At 62.3% G+C, this 15,895-nt stretch carries 14 protein-coding genes; 9 read left to right on the top strand and 5 right to left on the bottom strand.

Features of this window, described 5'->3' with window-relative positions; translation table 11 throughout:
* Positions 1–296 precede the first annotated feature (296 nt).
* From AC1DJO_RS22120 to AC1DJO_RS22105, 4 genes are all read left to right on the top strand, one after another.
* Positions 297–2,225, top strand: coding sequence for a mechanosensitive ion channel family protein (locus tag AC1DJO_RS22120; protein ID WP_405049672.1), 1,929 nt, complete (start codon positions 297–299; stop codon positions 2,223–2,225).
* A gap of 27 nt (positions 2,226–2,252) precedes the next feature.
* Entirely contained in the window at positions 2,253–3,041 is a 789-nt protein-coding gene (locus AC1DJO_RS22115) for a hypothetical protein (RefSeq protein ID WP_112389987.1), read from the top strand.
* A 40-nt stretch (positions 3,042–3,081) separates the two neighbouring features.
* The gene (locus AC1DJO_RS22110; protein WP_112389988.1) at positions 3,082–3,876 is read left to right on the top strand and encodes a transporter; all 795 of its coding nucleotides are present in this window, start codon (positions 3,082–3,084) and stop codon (positions 3,874–3,876) included.
* 106 nt (positions 3,877–3,982) lie between these two features.
* The gene (locus tag AC1DJO_RS22105; RefSeq protein WP_112389989.1) at positions 3,983–4,474 is read left to right on the top strand and encodes a hypothetical protein; all 492 of its coding nucleotides are present in this window, start codon (positions 3,983–3,985) and stop codon (positions 4,472–4,474) included.
* A gap of 58 nt (positions 4,475–4,532) precedes the next feature.
* On the opposite strand, the gene AC1DJO_RS22100 is transcribed toward AC1DJO_RS22105, so the two are convergent.
* The 5 genes from AC1DJO_RS22100 to AC1DJO_RS22080 all read right to left on the bottom strand — a co-directional run bounded on the left by AC1DJO_RS22100 (position 4,533) and on the right by AC1DJO_RS22080 (position 10,910).
* A complete protein-coding gene (locus tag AC1DJO_RS22100; RefSeq protein WP_112389990.1) occupies positions 4,533–6,599 on the bottom strand; it encodes a carboxy terminal-processing peptidase in 2,067 nt (688 codons plus the stop codon).
* Between the two features lie 132 nt (positions 6,600–6,731).
* Positions 6,732–8,009 carry an MFS transporter gene (locus tag AC1DJO_RS22095; RefSeq protein WP_310301312.1) on the bottom strand — a complete coding sequence of 426 codons (1,278 nt, stop codon included), beginning with the start codon at positions 8,007–8,009 and terminating at the stop codon, positions 6,732–6,734.
* Complete coding sequence (locus AC1DJO_RS22090; protein ID WP_112389991.1) at positions 7,987–8,499, bottom strand: flavin reductase; 513 nt, start codon at positions 8,497–8,499, stop codon at positions 7,987–7,989. The genes AC1DJO_RS22095 and AC1DJO_RS22090 overlap by 23 nt, the downstream gene beginning before the upstream one ends.
* A gap of 31 nt (positions 8,500–8,530) precedes the next feature.
* Entirely contained in the window at positions 8,531–9,901 is a 1,371-nt protein-coding gene (locus tag AC1DJO_RS22085) for an LLM class flavin-dependent oxidoreductase (RefSeq protein ID WP_112389992.1), read from the bottom strand.
* Between the two features lie 205 nt (positions 9,902–10,106).
* Complete coding sequence (locus tag AC1DJO_RS22080; protein WP_477972847.1) at positions 10,107–10,910, bottom strand: helix-turn-helix domain-containing protein; 804 nt, start codon at positions 10,908–10,910, stop codon at positions 10,107–10,109.
* Here AC1DJO_RS22080 and bioB point away from each other — a divergent pair.
* Genes bioB through AC1DJO_RS22055 form a run of 5 tightly spaced genes read left to right on the top strand, consistent with a single transcriptional unit; the run spans position 10,860 to position 15,892 of the window.
* Positions 10,860–11,861: a biotin synthase BioB gene (bioB, locus tag AC1DJO_RS22075; protein WP_112389994.1), complete on the top strand. Its 1,002-nt coding sequence runs from the start codon at positions 10,860–10,862 to the stop codon at positions 11,859–11,861. The two genes, AC1DJO_RS22080 and bioB, sit on opposite strands and share 51 nt — an antisense overlap.
* Positions 11,858–13,003 (top strand): 8-amino-7-oxononanoate synthase, encoded by a 1,146-nt coding sequence (locus AC1DJO_RS22070; protein ID WP_112389995.1) that lies wholly within the window; start codon positions 11,858–11,860, stop codon positions 13,001–13,003. The genes bioB and AC1DJO_RS22070 overlap by 4 nt, the downstream gene beginning before the upstream one ends.
* Positions 13,000–13,638: a dethiobiotin synthase gene (gene bioD, locus AC1DJO_RS22065; RefSeq protein ID WP_112389996.1), complete on the top strand. Its 639-nt coding sequence runs from the start codon at positions 13,000–13,002 to the stop codon at positions 13,636–13,638. Before AC1DJO_RS22070 ends, bioD begins: the two co-directional genes overlap by 4 nt.
* The gene (locus AC1DJO_RS22060; protein WP_112389997.1) at positions 13,635–14,906 is read left to right on the top strand and encodes an adenosylmethionine--8-amino-7-oxononanoate transaminase; all 1,272 of its coding nucleotides are present in this window, start codon (positions 13,635–13,637) and stop codon (positions 14,904–14,906) included. Before bioD ends, AC1DJO_RS22060 begins: the two co-directional genes overlap by 4 nt.
* Positions 14,903–15,892 (top strand): beta-ketoacyl-ACP synthase III, encoded by a 990-nt coding sequence (locus tag AC1DJO_RS22055; protein WP_112389998.1) that lies wholly within the window; start codon positions 14,903–14,905, stop codon positions 15,890–15,892. The genes AC1DJO_RS22060 and AC1DJO_RS22055 overlap by 4 nt, the downstream gene beginning before the upstream one ends.
* Positions 15,893–15,895 lie beyond the last annotated feature (3 nt).

Here is a 15,895-nt window from a genome sequence, read left to right as displayed (position 1 = left end):
CAGCCTCCGGGCCAACCTTGACGGGAGGATTATGCGCCGTCTGAGAAGCCGGGGAAGTACGTTACCGTAAACCGATCCGCGTTTACGCCCGGATCGCGGAATTTACGCCCGCATTTACAGTAACGTACTTCCGCGCCGGAGAACCGGCTGGCTAGATGCACGTCTTGTTCAAGGAGAGTGCAGATGCGGTTCACGGATGCCAGCTCAGCTTCCCTGATTCGACCAGAGTGCGGCAGACTTTCCCGGCCGCCTACCGGCTACATTTTCCGCGTCTGCTTTGGGACGTCGGCAGCATGATCAAATGCCTGGCAGGGTTGCTTGTATTCCTGATCCTTTCCGTGACCGCGCAGGCACAAACGCCCATTCCGGCGAGCGAAAAGAAGATCAACGATCTGGTCGCACTTCTCCAGGATCCCGATATCCAGGCCTGGCTCGAAAGCCGCAAGACGGCCGCAGCCCCGCCGGCGCCATCCGCAACTGCAGCCTCCCCCATCACAAGCTGGGAATCCGAGACGCGGGCGCGGATCGATACGGTCATCGCCGCCGTCCCGCGTATTCCGTCTGAAATTGCCGCAACGGCTGCCAGGACGCGTGCCGATGCGATCTCGCACGGATACGCCCCCGTCTTCGTTATTTTCGGTGGTCTCATCGCCATTGGCCTTGCCGCCGAATGGCTCTATCGCAGGATGCGCGGACAGCGGGAGGGAGCGGCTGCCGCGCTGATCCCGATCGCAGTCTTTGCCGGCGCCATGGCCGTGATCTTCTTTGCAATCGAGTGGCCGCCGCTTGCCCGCATCACCCTGCTTGTCTATCTCAGCGCGTTCGTCGTCTATCGCACCGGATCGGTGCTGATCACGCTCGCGGCGCCGGAAGGGCTGCGGCAGCGCGCCAGGATCCTTCTCGGCATCACCGTGCTCGCCATCGCCACGGCAGCGCTCGGCCCGCCGCTCGGCACGGATCCCGCCGTCACGGACGCGATCTCCTATGTGTTTTCGATCATCGTTCTCGCGCTCGGAATTGAGGCCGTCTGGTCCACATGGAGCCGGCCGAAACCCGCAAAGGCGATCGTCACCGGTGTGATGGTGGCGATGTGGATCCTCTGGTGCCTCGATCTGAAAGGCCTGTTCTGGCTCGGCCTCTACGCTCTCATCCTGCCCGGCATCCTGCGGGGTGCAGGAAATGTCGCCGAACACTTCACCTCGGCCGGGGCTGGTCTGCGAAATGTGCTGGTCGTCCGCGGAGCCCGGGCGATCGTCATCGCAATCGCCGCCGGCTGGCTGGCAATCGTCTGGCAGATGAACCCGGAAACCATTGGCCACCGCGATCCGATCGTATCGGCGATCTTCTATGGCCTGCTGCGCAGCGTCGTCGTTCTGCTTGCCGCCGATCTGATCTGGCATCTGGCCAAGAGCTGGATCGACGGAAACCTTGTGGCATCCGCGCCCGCTACATCCACGCCAGCCGACACAGCGCGGCGCGCCCGCTTCCGGACGCTGCTGCCGATCCTGCGCAATGCGCTTGCCGTCATGATTGCCGTCATGGCGGCGTTGATCATCCTCGCCCAGCTTGGCGTGGAGATCGGGCCGCTGATCGCCGGTGCCGGCATCTTCGGCGTGGCACTCGGCTTCGGATCGCAGACGCTGGTCAAGGACATCATCAGCGGCGTCTTCTACATGCTCGACGATGCTTTCCGTGTCGGCGAGTATATCCAGGCCAAGAATTACAAGGGAACGGTCGAGGGCTTCAGCCTGCGATCGGTCCGGCTCAGGCACCATCGTGGCCCCGTGTTCACCGTCCCGTTCGGCGAGCTCGGCGCGGTCGAAAACATGAGCCGGGACTGGGTGATCGACAAGTTCCGGATTTCCGTCGGCTTCGACACCGATGTCGAAAAGGCCCGCAAGCTGACCAAGAAGATCGGCGCCGAACTGCTCGAAGATCCCGAACTCGGGCCTCTCTTCATCGAACCCCTGAAGATGAAGGGCGTCGAGGAATTCGGCGACTACGGCATCGTGCTGGGCTTCGGCATGACCACGGTACCCGGCATGCAGACCTACATACGCCGCAAGGCACAGCTGCGGATCCGGGAAGCCTTCAGGGCAAATGGCATCGAATTCGCGCAGCCGACCGTCAATGTCGGTGGCGACGAGCGGGAGGGTGGAGCGGCCGCAGCCGCCGCCACCATCAAGGCGCAGCAGGCGAAAGCAGCTGCGGCAGCAGAAGTGTGACAAGGGCCAAGGCCGAGGGGACGACACATGCACAGCAAGATTCGATTTGTCATTGGTGTTGCGGCACTGGCCGCCTTCGCCGCGCCTGCGGGTGCTGCCGATCTGCTGCCGGTAACAGCGCCGCAACCATCACCCGAGCGGCCCGACGGCTGGAGTTTCTCGTTCTCTCCCTATTTCTGGATTGCCGGTCTCGATGGCGAGAGCCAAGTGTTCGGCTTGCCGACCGTGGATGTCAGCCAGGATTTCGGCGCCATCATCTCGACCCTGGATTTCGCGTTCATGGGAGCGGGCGATGCCCGCTACGACCGTTTCAGCATCTTCACCGATATCAGCTATGCGAGGGTAACCACCGACTCCGCCACGCCGCGCGGCATCATTGCCGACGACGTTGACCTGAAGACTGTGACCTTCACGGCGCTGTTGGGTGCCGCCTACACGATCTACGAGGACCCGCAGGCGCGCCTCGACATTCTCGCGGGTGCCCGTTTCTGGCATGCCGAAACCACTATCCGCCTGAGTGGCGGCCTGATCGGTAATCTCGAGGGAACCGACAGCGCCAACTGGGTCGATGGTCTTGTTGGTTTCAAGGGCAGCTATTCCTTCACCGACAATGTCTACATGACCGGCTGGGCGATGATTGGTGCGGGCGGCGCCGACCTCGACTGGGATGTGCTGGCCGGCCTCGGCTACAAGTTCAACGACACCATGTCAGCCGTGCTCGGATACCGTGCCCAGGGCGTCGATTACAGCAGTGACGGCTTCACCTACGACATGATCCAGCACGGCCCGATCATCGGCATGACGATCCGGTTCTGAAACTTGCGGCGAAGTGCAGATCCCAATCGGAGACCAACGCATGAAGCCAGGAATTCTCTTTGCCGCAGCGGCCGCTGCGGCGGCCCTCCCGCTACCGGCTGTGGCGCAGGATGCCGATCTCGCCAAGAAGCTTTCCAATCCGGTCGCCTCGCTGATCAGCGTGCCGTTTCAATTCAACTATGACAGCGGTTACGGCCCGCTCGACGGCGACAGGGCCGTGCTGAACATCCAGCCGGTCATTCCCATTTCGATCAACGACGACTGGAACGTCATTTCCCGAACCATCCTGCCGTTCATCTGGCAGAACGACATCGCCGGCAATTCCGGTAGCCAGTTCGGCCTTGGCGACATCACCCAAAGCTTCTTCTTTTCGCCGAAGGAACCGGGACCGGGCGGCATCGTCTGGGGCGCCGGCCCGGTCTTCCTGCTGCCGACCGCAACGGACAAGATGCTCGGCAGCGGCAAGTGGGGGCTCGGCCCGACCGCCGTCGTCCTGAAGCAGGATGGCCCCTGGACCTACGGCGCGCTCGCCAATCACATCTGGTCCGTCACAGGCAACAGCGATCGGCCTGATATCAGCTCCACCTTCCTGCAACCCTTCATATCCTACACCACCCCTGATGCCTGGACTTTCTCGCTTAACACCGAAAGCACCTATGACTGGAAGAACGACCAGTGGGCCGTGCCGATCAATTTTTCGGTGGCAAAGCTCCTGAAGTTCGGCGAACAACCGGTGAGCTTCCAGGTCGGTGCCCGCTACTGGGCCGAAGCGCCCGAGAACGGACCGAACGGCTGGGGCTTCCGCGCCGGGATAACGTTCCTGTTCCCGCAATAGGCTGGCGTCGGGAGAAGCGGTCTGTCACCTGCCTGATCGACATCGCCTATTGCATGCCTGATGGCGCTCTGCGATTGCGCGGTCAGATATCGAAGGCGGACGACCCATGACAGCATCGCGATACACCGATTACATCCAGGATCTGAAGGCAGCCCTGGACGATCTGCACGGCAATAGCGACCGGTACCAGACCTTCGATCTCCACGCCGAACTGGCGATGGGGGCGAACCTTCTGGTTTACGAGACGCGCAAGCGCAAGGGCCAGATCGACACCATGGCCTATGCCCGAGCGCCGACAGGCAACAAGCCGATTGCGCCTGACATGGCCAGGGATCGTGTCCTGTCATTCCTGGCGATGCAGGAACACATCGCGCTGACGGGCGATCCGATGATCAGCCTCAACGAGGAATATCCGCATGCGGTGATCAGCTTCGAGCACCGGGCGAAAGGTGCTGCCTCCAATAAATCGATGAAGATGATCTTTGCCGGCGTCAACGATGCCGAAGACGCTGCCCGCTATGTCACGGCCGTCGGCAATCCTGCCGCGATCGTTTCGACGCGCCCGCACGTTTCGAAGAAGCTGTGGGAGTGGAAATAACAGACGCGGGCAGCGGCTTTCACCGCGCCCGCGATTGTTTCTTCTGCTCCTGAAAGGCCTATTTCAGGGTCGTCTCGTCGGCAAGAATAGCGCCGGCTTCGTCGAGCAGCACGTCCTTCGCCTTCTTGCGGGCATTCTCGATCGCAATATCCGCACTGAGGCTGCGCTCGTTTGACTGCAGGCCGTCATCCGGACCCGTGTCTTCGCCGCTGACATCGGCGCGCGCCTTCAGGCGCGCCTCGCGGGCGGCCTGTTCCTTGCGGCGCTCGGCCTCATTGAGGGAGATAAGCCCCTTGTCGCGCTGCGCCTTCAGGTCGGCAATGTCCTCAATCAGGCTCTGATAGCCCGGATCGGTCTTGACGCGCGCATCATGGCGGCTCTGCAACTGTGGCAGCACGCTCTTGATGTCGCCGAAAGGCTTATATTTTGCAGGCTTGATTTCCGTCCATGGCAGGGCGTTATCATAGCTCGTCTCGCCGAAGGTTTTCGGGTCGGAAAGACCCGGGAAGGCGATATCCGGGGTCACGCCGCGCAGCTGCGTCGTCCCGCCGTTGACGCGGAAGAACTGGGCGATCGTCACCTTGAGCTCGCCGAATTTGGGCTTGCTGTTATGCGCCATCTCGTCGAGATCGACGACGGTCTGCACGGTGCCCTTGCCGAAGCTCGGCTCTCCGATGATCACGCCACGTCCGTAATCCTGGATCGCCGCAGCGAAAATCTCCGATGCCGAAGCCGAGCCGCGGTTGATGAGCACACCCACCGGACCAGTCCACAGGGGCTCCTGGAAGTCAGCGCTCTGGACCACGACCTTGCCATCCGTGCCGCGCTGCTGAACGACCGGACCATTGCCGATGAACAGGCCGGTCAGGTCAATCGCCTCGGAGAGCGAGCCGCCGCCATTGTTGCGGATATCGATCAGAACGCTGTCGACATTGTCCTGCTTCAGTTCCTCGAGCAGCTTGGCGACATCGCGGCTGGCGCTCTTGTAGTCCTGGTCGCCCTTCCGACGCGCCTCGAAATCCTCGTAGAATGCCGGCAGCGTAATCACGCCGATCTTGCGCGTGGCATCGCCGTCCTTGACCGACAGGATATCCTTGCGGGCGGCCTGTTTTTCGAGGCTGATCTTGTCGCGCACCAGGCTGATGATGTGATGGCTGCCGTCGGCACTGGCTTCTGCGGGCAGAATGTCGAGACGCACGACGGAGTCCTTCTCACCGCGGATCATCTGCACGACTTCGTCGAGACGGGTGCCGAGCACTTCCTTGATCGCGCCATTCTCGCCCTGGCCGACGCCGATGATGCGGTCGCCGACGGCAAGCTTGCCGGAGAGCTGCGCCGGGCCACCGGGCACGAGTTCGCGGATCGTCGTGTAGTCGTCGCGTTCCTGCAGGACCGCGCCGATGCCGACCAGCGACAGCTTCATCGAAATGTCGAAATCGGCAGAGGCCGAGGCGCCGAAATAGTCCGTGTGCGGATCGACGGAATTGGTATAGGCGTCCATGAACGACTGGAAGACGTCGTCGCTCTTGTACTTGTAGGCGCGCTCCAGAGCGTTTTCGTAGCGCTTCTCGAGCGTATCGCGAATGGCATCGTCCGCCTTGCCGCCAAGCTTCAGCCGCAGCCAGTCGCTCTTGACGCGCTTGCGCCAGAGATCGTCGGACTCGGCTTCGGACTGCGGCCACGGGGCGTTGTCGCGCAGCACGGAATAGTCTTCCTTTACGCTGAAATCGAATCCCTGCTTCAGCAGGCCGCGCGAATAATTCATGCGATCGACGACGCGCTGCTCATAGACGTTGAAGATCGTGAACGGGATCTGCAGGTTCTGCTTCTCGATGGCGTCGTCGATCTTGCTCTTGTCGGCCATGAACTTGTCGATGTCTGCCTTCAGGAAGATCATCCGGTCCGGATCCAGCGACTTGATGAAGTGATCCATGATCTTGGCCGACAGCGCATCATCGAGTGCGACGGGCCTGTAGCTGTAACGGGTCAGAAATTGCGCGCTCATTTGCGCAGCCTGGGCCTGCTGCTTCAGCGGCTCCAATACAGGCGGCGATGCAGCTTCCAGGGCATATGCGGACGGCGCGATTGCAAGGAATAATCCGAATAAACCGTATTGTATGCGCATTCAGCTCTGTTCCAATTCTTGGTGCCGCGTATCAATGACCGATGTAGGTGGAACAATTATGGCTTTTTGGCAACCGGGCGGATCGTCTCTGCGGATGTTTCCAATCGAAAACGGCTGCGGCTTGCAGCCCGGCTAACGCCTGCCGCCGGCCAGAAGCCGTGCTTCCGGGTCGCGCCGCAACCTCAACATCGCGGCACATCCCGCGAAGGGACCCAGCGCAAGCATCGTGAAGGCGCCCGGCCAGCCGAGCAGCGCCCGGACCTCGGGAACGAGGTGAATGCTGACCATCGTGAGCAGAAAGCCCGCGCATGTCTGCGCCGTCAGCAATGTCCCGACTGAGCCGGGCTCCGCAAGCTCCGCGACCGAGGCCGAAAACTGGGCGGAGTCGGCAATCACGGTGATGCCCCAGATGATGGCCACGGGCACCAGCAAGCACAGCGGCGCGGAATAGAGCCAGCCGATCAGCAGCGCGCATATGCCGCTGGCACTCATCGCAGTTGTGGTCACAAAGGTCCGGCCTCGCCTGTCGGCGACGATCCCGCCGAGCCAGGAGCCGGCCGCCCCGGCAGCGATGGTGGCAAAGGTCAGCCAGGCCGCCTTGGTGTCGGCGTTCTGAAGACCGCGCGCCGCAAACGACTGATGCAGGAAGACCGGCAGCCAGGCCCACATGGCGTAGAGCTCCCACATATGTCCGAGATAGCCGAGATTCACGCGCCGCAACGACGTCCGGCGCCAGCTTTCGGCAATCTTCGATAGATCGACCGATGGCGCACGGCGGATGTTGGGGCCAAGCTTGGCGAAGGTGATGAGCACGGCAGCGGCCGCCGCCGATCCCGAAGCCACGCCGTAGATTGCACGCCATTCGACATCGCCGACCGCCGCCAGAAGATGCGGGCTGGCCGAGCCGAGCGTCAGGGCGCCGACCAGAAGACCGATCAGAAGGCCGAGATCGCGGCTTGCCCAGGTCGCGGCCATGCGCATGCCGACCGGATAGACGCCCGCCATGCAGATGCCGGTCAGGAAACGCAGCGCGATCGCACCGGGGCCGACAGGCGCCATGAAGACGAGACATCCCGTGGCAATGGCGGCAATCGCGGCGCACAGCGCAAACAGCCGCCGCGGATCGAAACGGTCCGCCAGCGACAGATGCGCCGAGACGACCGCTCCGGCCACGAAGCCGATCTGCACGGCCGTGGTCAGCATCGCCTCCTGCGAAGCGCCGATTGCATATTGCTGCTTGATGCTGGCGATTGCCGCGCTCGACGAGAACCACACGCTCATCGCCGCCACCTGCGCCGCGAGGATGATCGCCAGCGAAACGGCCTTTCGGCCGGCTGGCTTGGCCGGCGGATCGCCCGCGGCAGATGTCGCTAGGCCGCGCATCGTGTCAGGCCGCAGGTCCGGCCGCATTGACCGGCCTGGTCGCCACCCGATGAAAATCGCGTCCGAAATAGATCAATCCATCGCGGCCCGGCTGATTGCGGACCGCCTTCACACGGCAATAGAAAACCGTATGCGTGCCGACCTCTGACACGGAATCGACCTCGCAATCGATGGCGGAGACTGCGCCATCAAGCACCAGCGCTCCGGTTTCAAGTGTGCTCCAGTTGGCACTGGCAAGGCGCTCGCTGACCGATAATCCCTTCGTCGCGAATTGCATCGCGATCTCTTTCTGCTCGGCGCAGACAATATTGACGCAGAGATTGCCGTTCCGGCGGATGATCTCGTTATTGGCGCTGGAGCGATTGATGCAGACCAGCAGCGTCGGCGGCTCGTCTGTCACCGAACAGACCGCCGAAACCGTGCAGCCGGCAGGGCCTGCGGCTCCATCCGAGGTGATGATATTCACCGCAGCCGCAAGCCCGGCCATGGCATCGCGATACGCAGTTTTATCGACCACGTTCAATCCTTCCTGATGATGCTGAGAGCTGCTACCGGGAGCCGGCTCCGCCGCGATATTGCGCGGCCGAATGGGTCGATGGCAGGCGTGCCGTGCCGAACAGCTTCTCGCGGTAGGTTCCTTCTGCGTATGACGTCTTGTAGACCCCCTTCTCCTGAAGAACAGGGATCAGCAGATCGATGACATCCTCGATGCTCTCAGGCGCAATGGTACGCGACAGATTGAAGCCCGCCACGCCGGTCTCGCCGCTCCAGCCGATCAGCATATCGGCAATCTCTTCGGCCGAGCCCACCCATGGGGTCTGGCGGCTGCCCAGCACCATCTGCTCGAGAAGTTTGCGGCGCGTCCATTGCGGACCCGCCGCCTTATTGATGATCTCGACATTGGAGACGATCGCCTGGCTCTTGCCCGTCTCAATCGGCTCATCGATATCGTATTTCGAAAAATCGATACCAAGCGATGCGGCCGCATGCACCAGCGCCGCTTCGGAACTGACGTAGCGCTTGTATTCCTCGAACTTTTCCTGCGCTTCGGCATTGGTTTTGCCGAGAACGAGGCTGGCGCCAAGGAACACCTTGACGTCCTCAGCCGAGCGGCCTTTCGCTTGCGCCCGCGCCTTGATGTCGGCGGTGATACTGCGGACATCCTCCTTCTTCTGGCCGTTGACGAAGACGCATTCCGCATGGGTCGCTGCAAATTCGCGCCCGCGCGGCGAAGAACCCGCCTGATAAAGCACCGGCGTGCGCTGTGGCGACGGCGAGCAGAGATGCATCGCATCGACCTTGTATTGCGGTCCTTCGTGGTGGATCACGCGAACCTTTGACGGATCGGCAAACATCGCATTCCGGCGATCGGCAATAACGGCGTCGTCGTCCCAGGATCCTTCCCAAAGCTTGTAGACCAGCGACATATATTCGTCGGCGAGATCGTAACGGTCGTCATGCGCGGTCTGACCCTTGAGGCCGATGGCGCGGGCGGCGCTGTCGAGATAACCGGTGACGATATTCCAGCCGATGCGGCCGCCGGTAATGTGATCGAGCGTCGACATCCGCCGGGCAAACAGAAACGGCTGCTCATAGGTGAGATTGCAGGTAACGCCGAAACCGAGATGCTTGGTGACCGCCGCCATCGCTGGGATGACGATCGTCGGATCATTGGCGGGGATCTGCACCCCGCCGCGCACCGCCGCATCCGGACTGCCGCCATAGACGTCATACACACCAAGGACATCGGCAAAGAAGATGCCGTCGAACAGACCGGATTCGAGCTTCTTCGCGTATTCCATCCAATATTGCAGATCGTTGACGCGGTCAGACTGGTCCCGCGGATGCGTCCACATGCCCTGCTGGATGTGGCCCGGGCAGACCATATCGAAGGCATTCAGATGGATCTGGCGAGGCATCATCGATTCCCCTATCTTGGCCAAGGCTCACAGTCGTCCACCATCGTGGATTATCTATGCCAATATGATGGACATTCGATCTGTGTCAAGGCGGCATTTCCGTCCATACGGGACTGCAGGAAGCCGGCGCGGCAAGCGGTCCAGCGCAGCAGGCTTCAGTTTCCGCCATGCTGATCATACCACTATAGTAGCATGATCGACTCCGTCAGGCCTCACGAAGAACGATCACCGCATAACGGCAGGGTTCGGCCGTTTCATTCCGGAAGATGCAATCGTTGGGAGGGCCGAGTTCGAGGCAATCCCCTTCCCGCATCTCATGGCGGACGCCGCCTTCGATGAAGACAAGTTCGCCCGCCAGCACCCAGACGAGGTGCTTGCGATTGGCATAGGACGAGGCGGGAAAGCCCGATTCCTTGCCCGGCGGGAAATCGACATCGATCACATCGATCGGCGTCACCGATCGCGGCGAGACATGGCGGCGCGCATAACCGGTAACGGGATCGATCCAGACCGGCTGGTCGTCCTTGCGCAGCAACATCCCTTCCTGCATCTCGGCACGCACCATCAGTGTCGACATGCTGATCTCGAAAGCGCCTGACAAACGGGCCAAAAGCATTGCCGTCGGGCTTGCCTCGCCGCGCTCGACCTTGTGGATCATCGCGCGGGAAACACCTGAGCGTTCCGCGAGCTCGGTCAGCGACCAGCCGCGAATTTCCCGTTCAATACGCACCCGCGCGCCGAGGCGCTCATCGATTTTATCCAGCATGACGACATCACTAACGCGTGCCACCGGCCGCCGCAACTCGGGTTCCGCGGGCTGCAGCCGCACTAAAGACAGTAAAGCCAGCGGGCGAGCTTCCGCCTCAACCGGCCAGAAATCGCACTCCGGAATTACGGCTTGCCAAATTATCGATAAAATATATTTTCTATCCATAATTTTAATCTTGAGGCGACAAGAATGCCAGAAATCGTTCGGAATACCGAGTTTGAAGCACGTCACGCTCCGCACAAACCGACCAAAACGTTAGACAACGCAAAACTTATCTATAATTTACCGTTTAATGATCTACTCTTCCGGGCGCAAACCGTTCATCGCGCCAATTTCGATCCCAATGCCGTGCAGATGAGCCGGCTCCTCTCGATCAAGACGGGGGGATGTGCGGAAGATTGCGGATACTGCAGCCAGTCGGCGCACAATCCGACCGGGCTAAAGGCGTCGAAGCTGATGGAGGTCGAGCGCGTTCTCGCGGAGGCGCGCAAGGCAAGGGATGCCGGGGCGACTCGCTATTGCATGGGGGCCGCCTGGCGCAGCCCGAAGGATCGCGATCTGGACACGCTGACCGCCATGGTCGAGGGCGTGAAGGCGCTTGGCATGGAAAGCTGCATGACGCTCGGCATGCTCTCGGCCACGCAGGCAGACAGGCTCGCAGAAGCGGGCCTCGACTACTACAATCACAACATCGATACGTCCGAGCGCTTCTACTCCGAAATCATCACCACACGGAGCTTCGAAGACCGGCTCGATACGCTGGAGACTGTGCGGGCTGCCGGCATCAAGGTCTGTGCTGGAGGCATCCTGGGGATGGGCGAAACGGTCGATGACCGGATCTCCATGCTGCTGACGCTCGCAAACCTGCCGGTGGCGCCGGAGAGCGTTCCGATCAATCAGCTGATCGCGATCCCCGGCTCGAAGCTGGAACATGCCGCCCCTGTCGACCCGATCGATTTCATCCGCACGATAGCACTCGCGCGCATTCTGATGCCGACATCCCACCTGCGGCTCTCGGCCGGACGGACGGAGATGAGCGACGAAATGCAGGCACTCTGTTTCTTCGCCGGCGCCAATTCGATCTTCGTCGGCGATACGCTGCTGACGACGGATAATCCCGGCGAAGACCACGACACGTCGCTCTTCCGACGCCTCGGCCTGTCGCCAATGCAACTGGAGCCGGCGCTGTGACCGCAGCGATACTCGCCGGCTATATTGTGACACTGGATGGCCTGCAGCGAAAGACACGCCTGCGCCATCTGGCCCCGCAGCGCGGCGCCGATTTCACCTCCAACGACTTTCTCGCTCTGGCCGGTGCGCCACGTCTCAAGGCGGCGATCGCTGCGGCCATGGAGCGGGGCATTCCCGTTGGCGCAGGGGGATCTCGGCTGCTACGCGGCAATCATCCCGAACACGAGGCGCTGGAGACCGAAGCAGCAGCCTTCTTCGGGGCGGAGCGCGTGCTCTATTTTGGCAGCGGCTATGCCGCCAATTCCGCGCTTTTCTCGACGCTTCCGAAGCGTGAGGATCTGATCGTCCATGATGCGCTGATCCATGCGAGCGCGCATGAAGGCATCGAAGCCAGCAAGGCGGCCTCGACCGCCGTCGCTCACAACGATGCCGATGCTTTCGACGACGCGATCGGGAAATGGCGCAAGCAGGGTGGCCGGGGCCATCCCTGGGTTGCCGTCGAAAGCCTCTACTCCATGGATGGCGACCGCGCACCGCTCGCGGCATTTGCTGACATTGCCGAACGTCACGACGGCTTTCTGGTCATCGACGAGGCGCACGCGACCGGCGTGCTCGGCCCAGGCGGACGGGGGCTGGCGGCCGGGCTTGAGGGCCGGGAGAATGTGCTGGCGCTTCATACTTGCGGCAAGGCGCTCGGCGTTTCCGGCGCTTTGCTTGCCGCTCCCCGGGCGCTTGCCGACTACCTCGTCAACCGCGCCCGCGCCTTCATTTATTCGACGGCGCCCTCGCCGCTCATGGCGGCCGGCGTGCGCGAGGCGCTGCGGATGGTCGAGGATGAACCGGAGCGGCGCATCAGCCTTCAGCAACTGGTTTCGTTCGCCGGCGACGAACTGAAGAGTCGGCTTGGCGTCCAGCCGAGCGGATCGCAGATCCAGCCGGTGATCATCGGTGGCAATGCGCAGGCGGTCCGAATTGCGGACCGTCTGCAGGATCATGGTTTCGACATCCGCGCCATTCGCCCGCCCACGGTACCCGATGGCACCGCGCGGCTGCGCCTGTCGATCACACTCAATACAGACCGCGACCGGATCGCCAGCATGATCGATTGCCTCGCCGCCGTCATGGAGGAAAACAATAGATGACACCGCGTTTCGTGGTCTCCGGCACGGATACCGGCATCGGCAAGACCGTCTTTGCGGCGGGCCTAGCCGGTGCGCTCGGCGCCCATTACTGGAAGCCGGTGCAATCCGGCCTCGAGGATGAGACTGATAGCCAGACCGTCGCCCGGCTCAGCGGATTGCCATCAGGCCATATCGTGCCTGAAGCCTATCGTCTCACAGCGCCCTTATCGCCGCATCTTTCCGCGCGGATTGATGGGATCGAGATCGATATAGGCAAGCTTCTGCCACCCGAATGCAAAGGGCCGCTGGTCATCGAGGGCGCGGGCGGTCTGCTGGTGCCGCTGACGGCTACCACCGTCTTTGCCGATGTCTTCGCGCCGTGGCGCATTCCCGTCATTCTCTGCGCACGAACGGCACTTGGCACGATCAATCACACGCTGCTCTCCCTCGAGGCGCTGCGCCATCGCGCCATCCCGATTTGCGGCGTTGCCTTCATCGGGCCCGAGAACGCGGACACACAGGCGACGATCGCCACCATCGGACAGGTCGATATTCTGGGGCGACTGCCGATGCTGGACAATCTGACGCGTGAAAGCCTCGCCCAGGCATTTCGCGAGAATTTCGATACGCGGCTGATGCTGGAGAACTGCGCATGAGCCGCTCTCCCGTCTGGCACCCGTTCACCCAGCACGCCCTCGAACCGGCGATGAGGCGCATCGTAAAGACAGAAGGCAGTTCTCTTTTCGACGAGGATGGCAATCGTATTCTGGATGCGATCTCTTCCTGGTGGGTCATCACCCATGGCCATCGCCACCCGGCCATCATGGCCGCGATCCGCGAGGCGACAGAGGTCTACGACCAGGTGATCTTTGCTGAATTCACGCATGAGCCAGCCGAAGCGCTGGCGGAAGGCTTGCTCGCCTTCGCTCCACCCGGTTTGCAGCACGTCTTCTATTCCGACAGCGGCTCGACCGCCGTGGAAGTCGCGATCAAGATGGCGCTCGGCACCTTTCACAATCGCGGTATCGCGCGCGACCGCATCGTGGTGATGGAACACGCCTATCACGGCGACACGATCGGCACGATGTCGGCGGGAGAACGCGGCGTCTTCAACGCGCCGTTCGAACCCCTGCTCTTCGGCGTCGATCGCCTGCCTTTTCCCGAAGCCGGCCGCGAGCAGGAAACGCTTGATGCTTTCGAACGCTTCTGCCGCGCCGAAAGGACCGCCGCCATTCTCATCGAGCCGCTGGTGCTTGGCGCAGGCGGCATGAAATTCTATGCAAGCGGCGTTCTCGCCTCTCTGAAGGAAATCGCCGGGCGGTATGGCGTGCTGTTTATCGCCGACGAGGTGATGACCGGCTGGGGCCGGACTGGAACCCGCTTCGCCTGCGAGCAGGCGGGCGTCAACCCCGATATCCTCTGCACCTCGAAGGGCCTGACCGGTGGCGCCCTGCCGCTGGCGGCAACGCTCTGCACGCCGGATATTTTCGAGGCGCATCTGTCCTCAGATCGGCGCAAGACCTTTTTTCACTCGAGCTCCTACACGGCGAACCCCATCGCCTGTGCCGCGGCTGTGGCCAACCTGAAGATCTGGCGCGACGAGCCTGTCGACGCAAGGATCGATGCGCTGGCCGCGCAGCATTCGGCCCACCTGAAACGCTTCGAAAACGACCCGCGATTTACGGGCGTMAGGCAATGCGGAACGATCGCTGCCCTGGATCTCGTGGTCCCTGCGGGCGGCTATCTCGCCGAGGCCGGCCCGCATCTACGGCGGCTGTTCCGCGAGCGCGGGTTGCTCGTGCGACCGCTTGGCAATGTCATCTACCTGATGCCGCCCTATTGCACGACTGGGGCGGACCTTGCCGCCGCCTATGACGCCATCGACGAGGTGGCTTCGCTCGCCCTGGCAAAGGTGGGGTCGTGACGGCGCTTCTTTCCTCCAGGCTCGCAGGCTTCGGCCACGCCGTCCCGTCGCGTATTGTCCACAATGCGGAGATTGAAAACCGGCTGTGCCTGGAGGATGGCTGGATCGAACGGCGCACCGGCATCCGATCGCGCTACTGGGCAAGCGAGGGTGACACGCTGACTGGCCTTGCCACGGCAGCCGGCCGGATGGCGATCAGTAATTCCGGTCTTGCAGCTGACGATGTGGCCCTCACCCTTCTTGCGACCTCGACGCCCGATCATCTGTTGCCGCCGTCTGCGCCGCTTCTGGCCCACAAGCTCGGGCTCAGGAATTCCGGCGCGATCGACCTTGCCGGGGCCTGTTCCGGCTTTCTCTATGCGCTGACGCTGGCGGATGGTTTCGTGCGCGCCCAGGGGCGGCCGGTGCTGGTCGTCGCTGCCAACATTCTCAGCCGCCGGATCAATCCTGCCGAACGCGCCAGCGCCGTGCTTTTCGCCGACGGCGCGGGAGCCGTCGTGCTCGCGCCCTGCAGCGATGGGAGAAGCGGCCTCAAGGCCGCCGCGCTGGCGTCCGATGGTAGCGGCTATGATCTGATCGGCATTCCGGCGGGCGGGAGCTCCAAACCGTTCACGCGGCAGACGCCGGGCGATGAAATGCTGATGTCGATGCGCGACGGGCGCGAGGTCTTCTCCCGTGCCGTCGAACTGATGACAAGGACGTCGCTTCAGGCCGTCGCCCAGTCCACCGGGACCATTTCGGCCATAGACCGTTTCATTCCGCATCAGGCGAATGCACGTCTTTCCGATGCCATCCGCCGCAATCTGGCGATCGAGGAAAGCAAGGCCGTCAGCACGATCGCCGAATATGGCAATTCTTCCGCTGCAACCATACCGCTTTCACTCTCGGTCGAGAACAGCAGACGGCCGTTCGCGCCAGGAGAGAACCTTCTGATGACCGCGGCAGGCGCGGGTCTGGCTGGCGGGGCAGTCGTCTTTGCGATGTGACCG

Source organism: Rhizobium sp. 05N430 (assembly GCF_056396985.1).
This window is presented reverse-complemented; position numbering and strand designations above follow the sequence as displayed.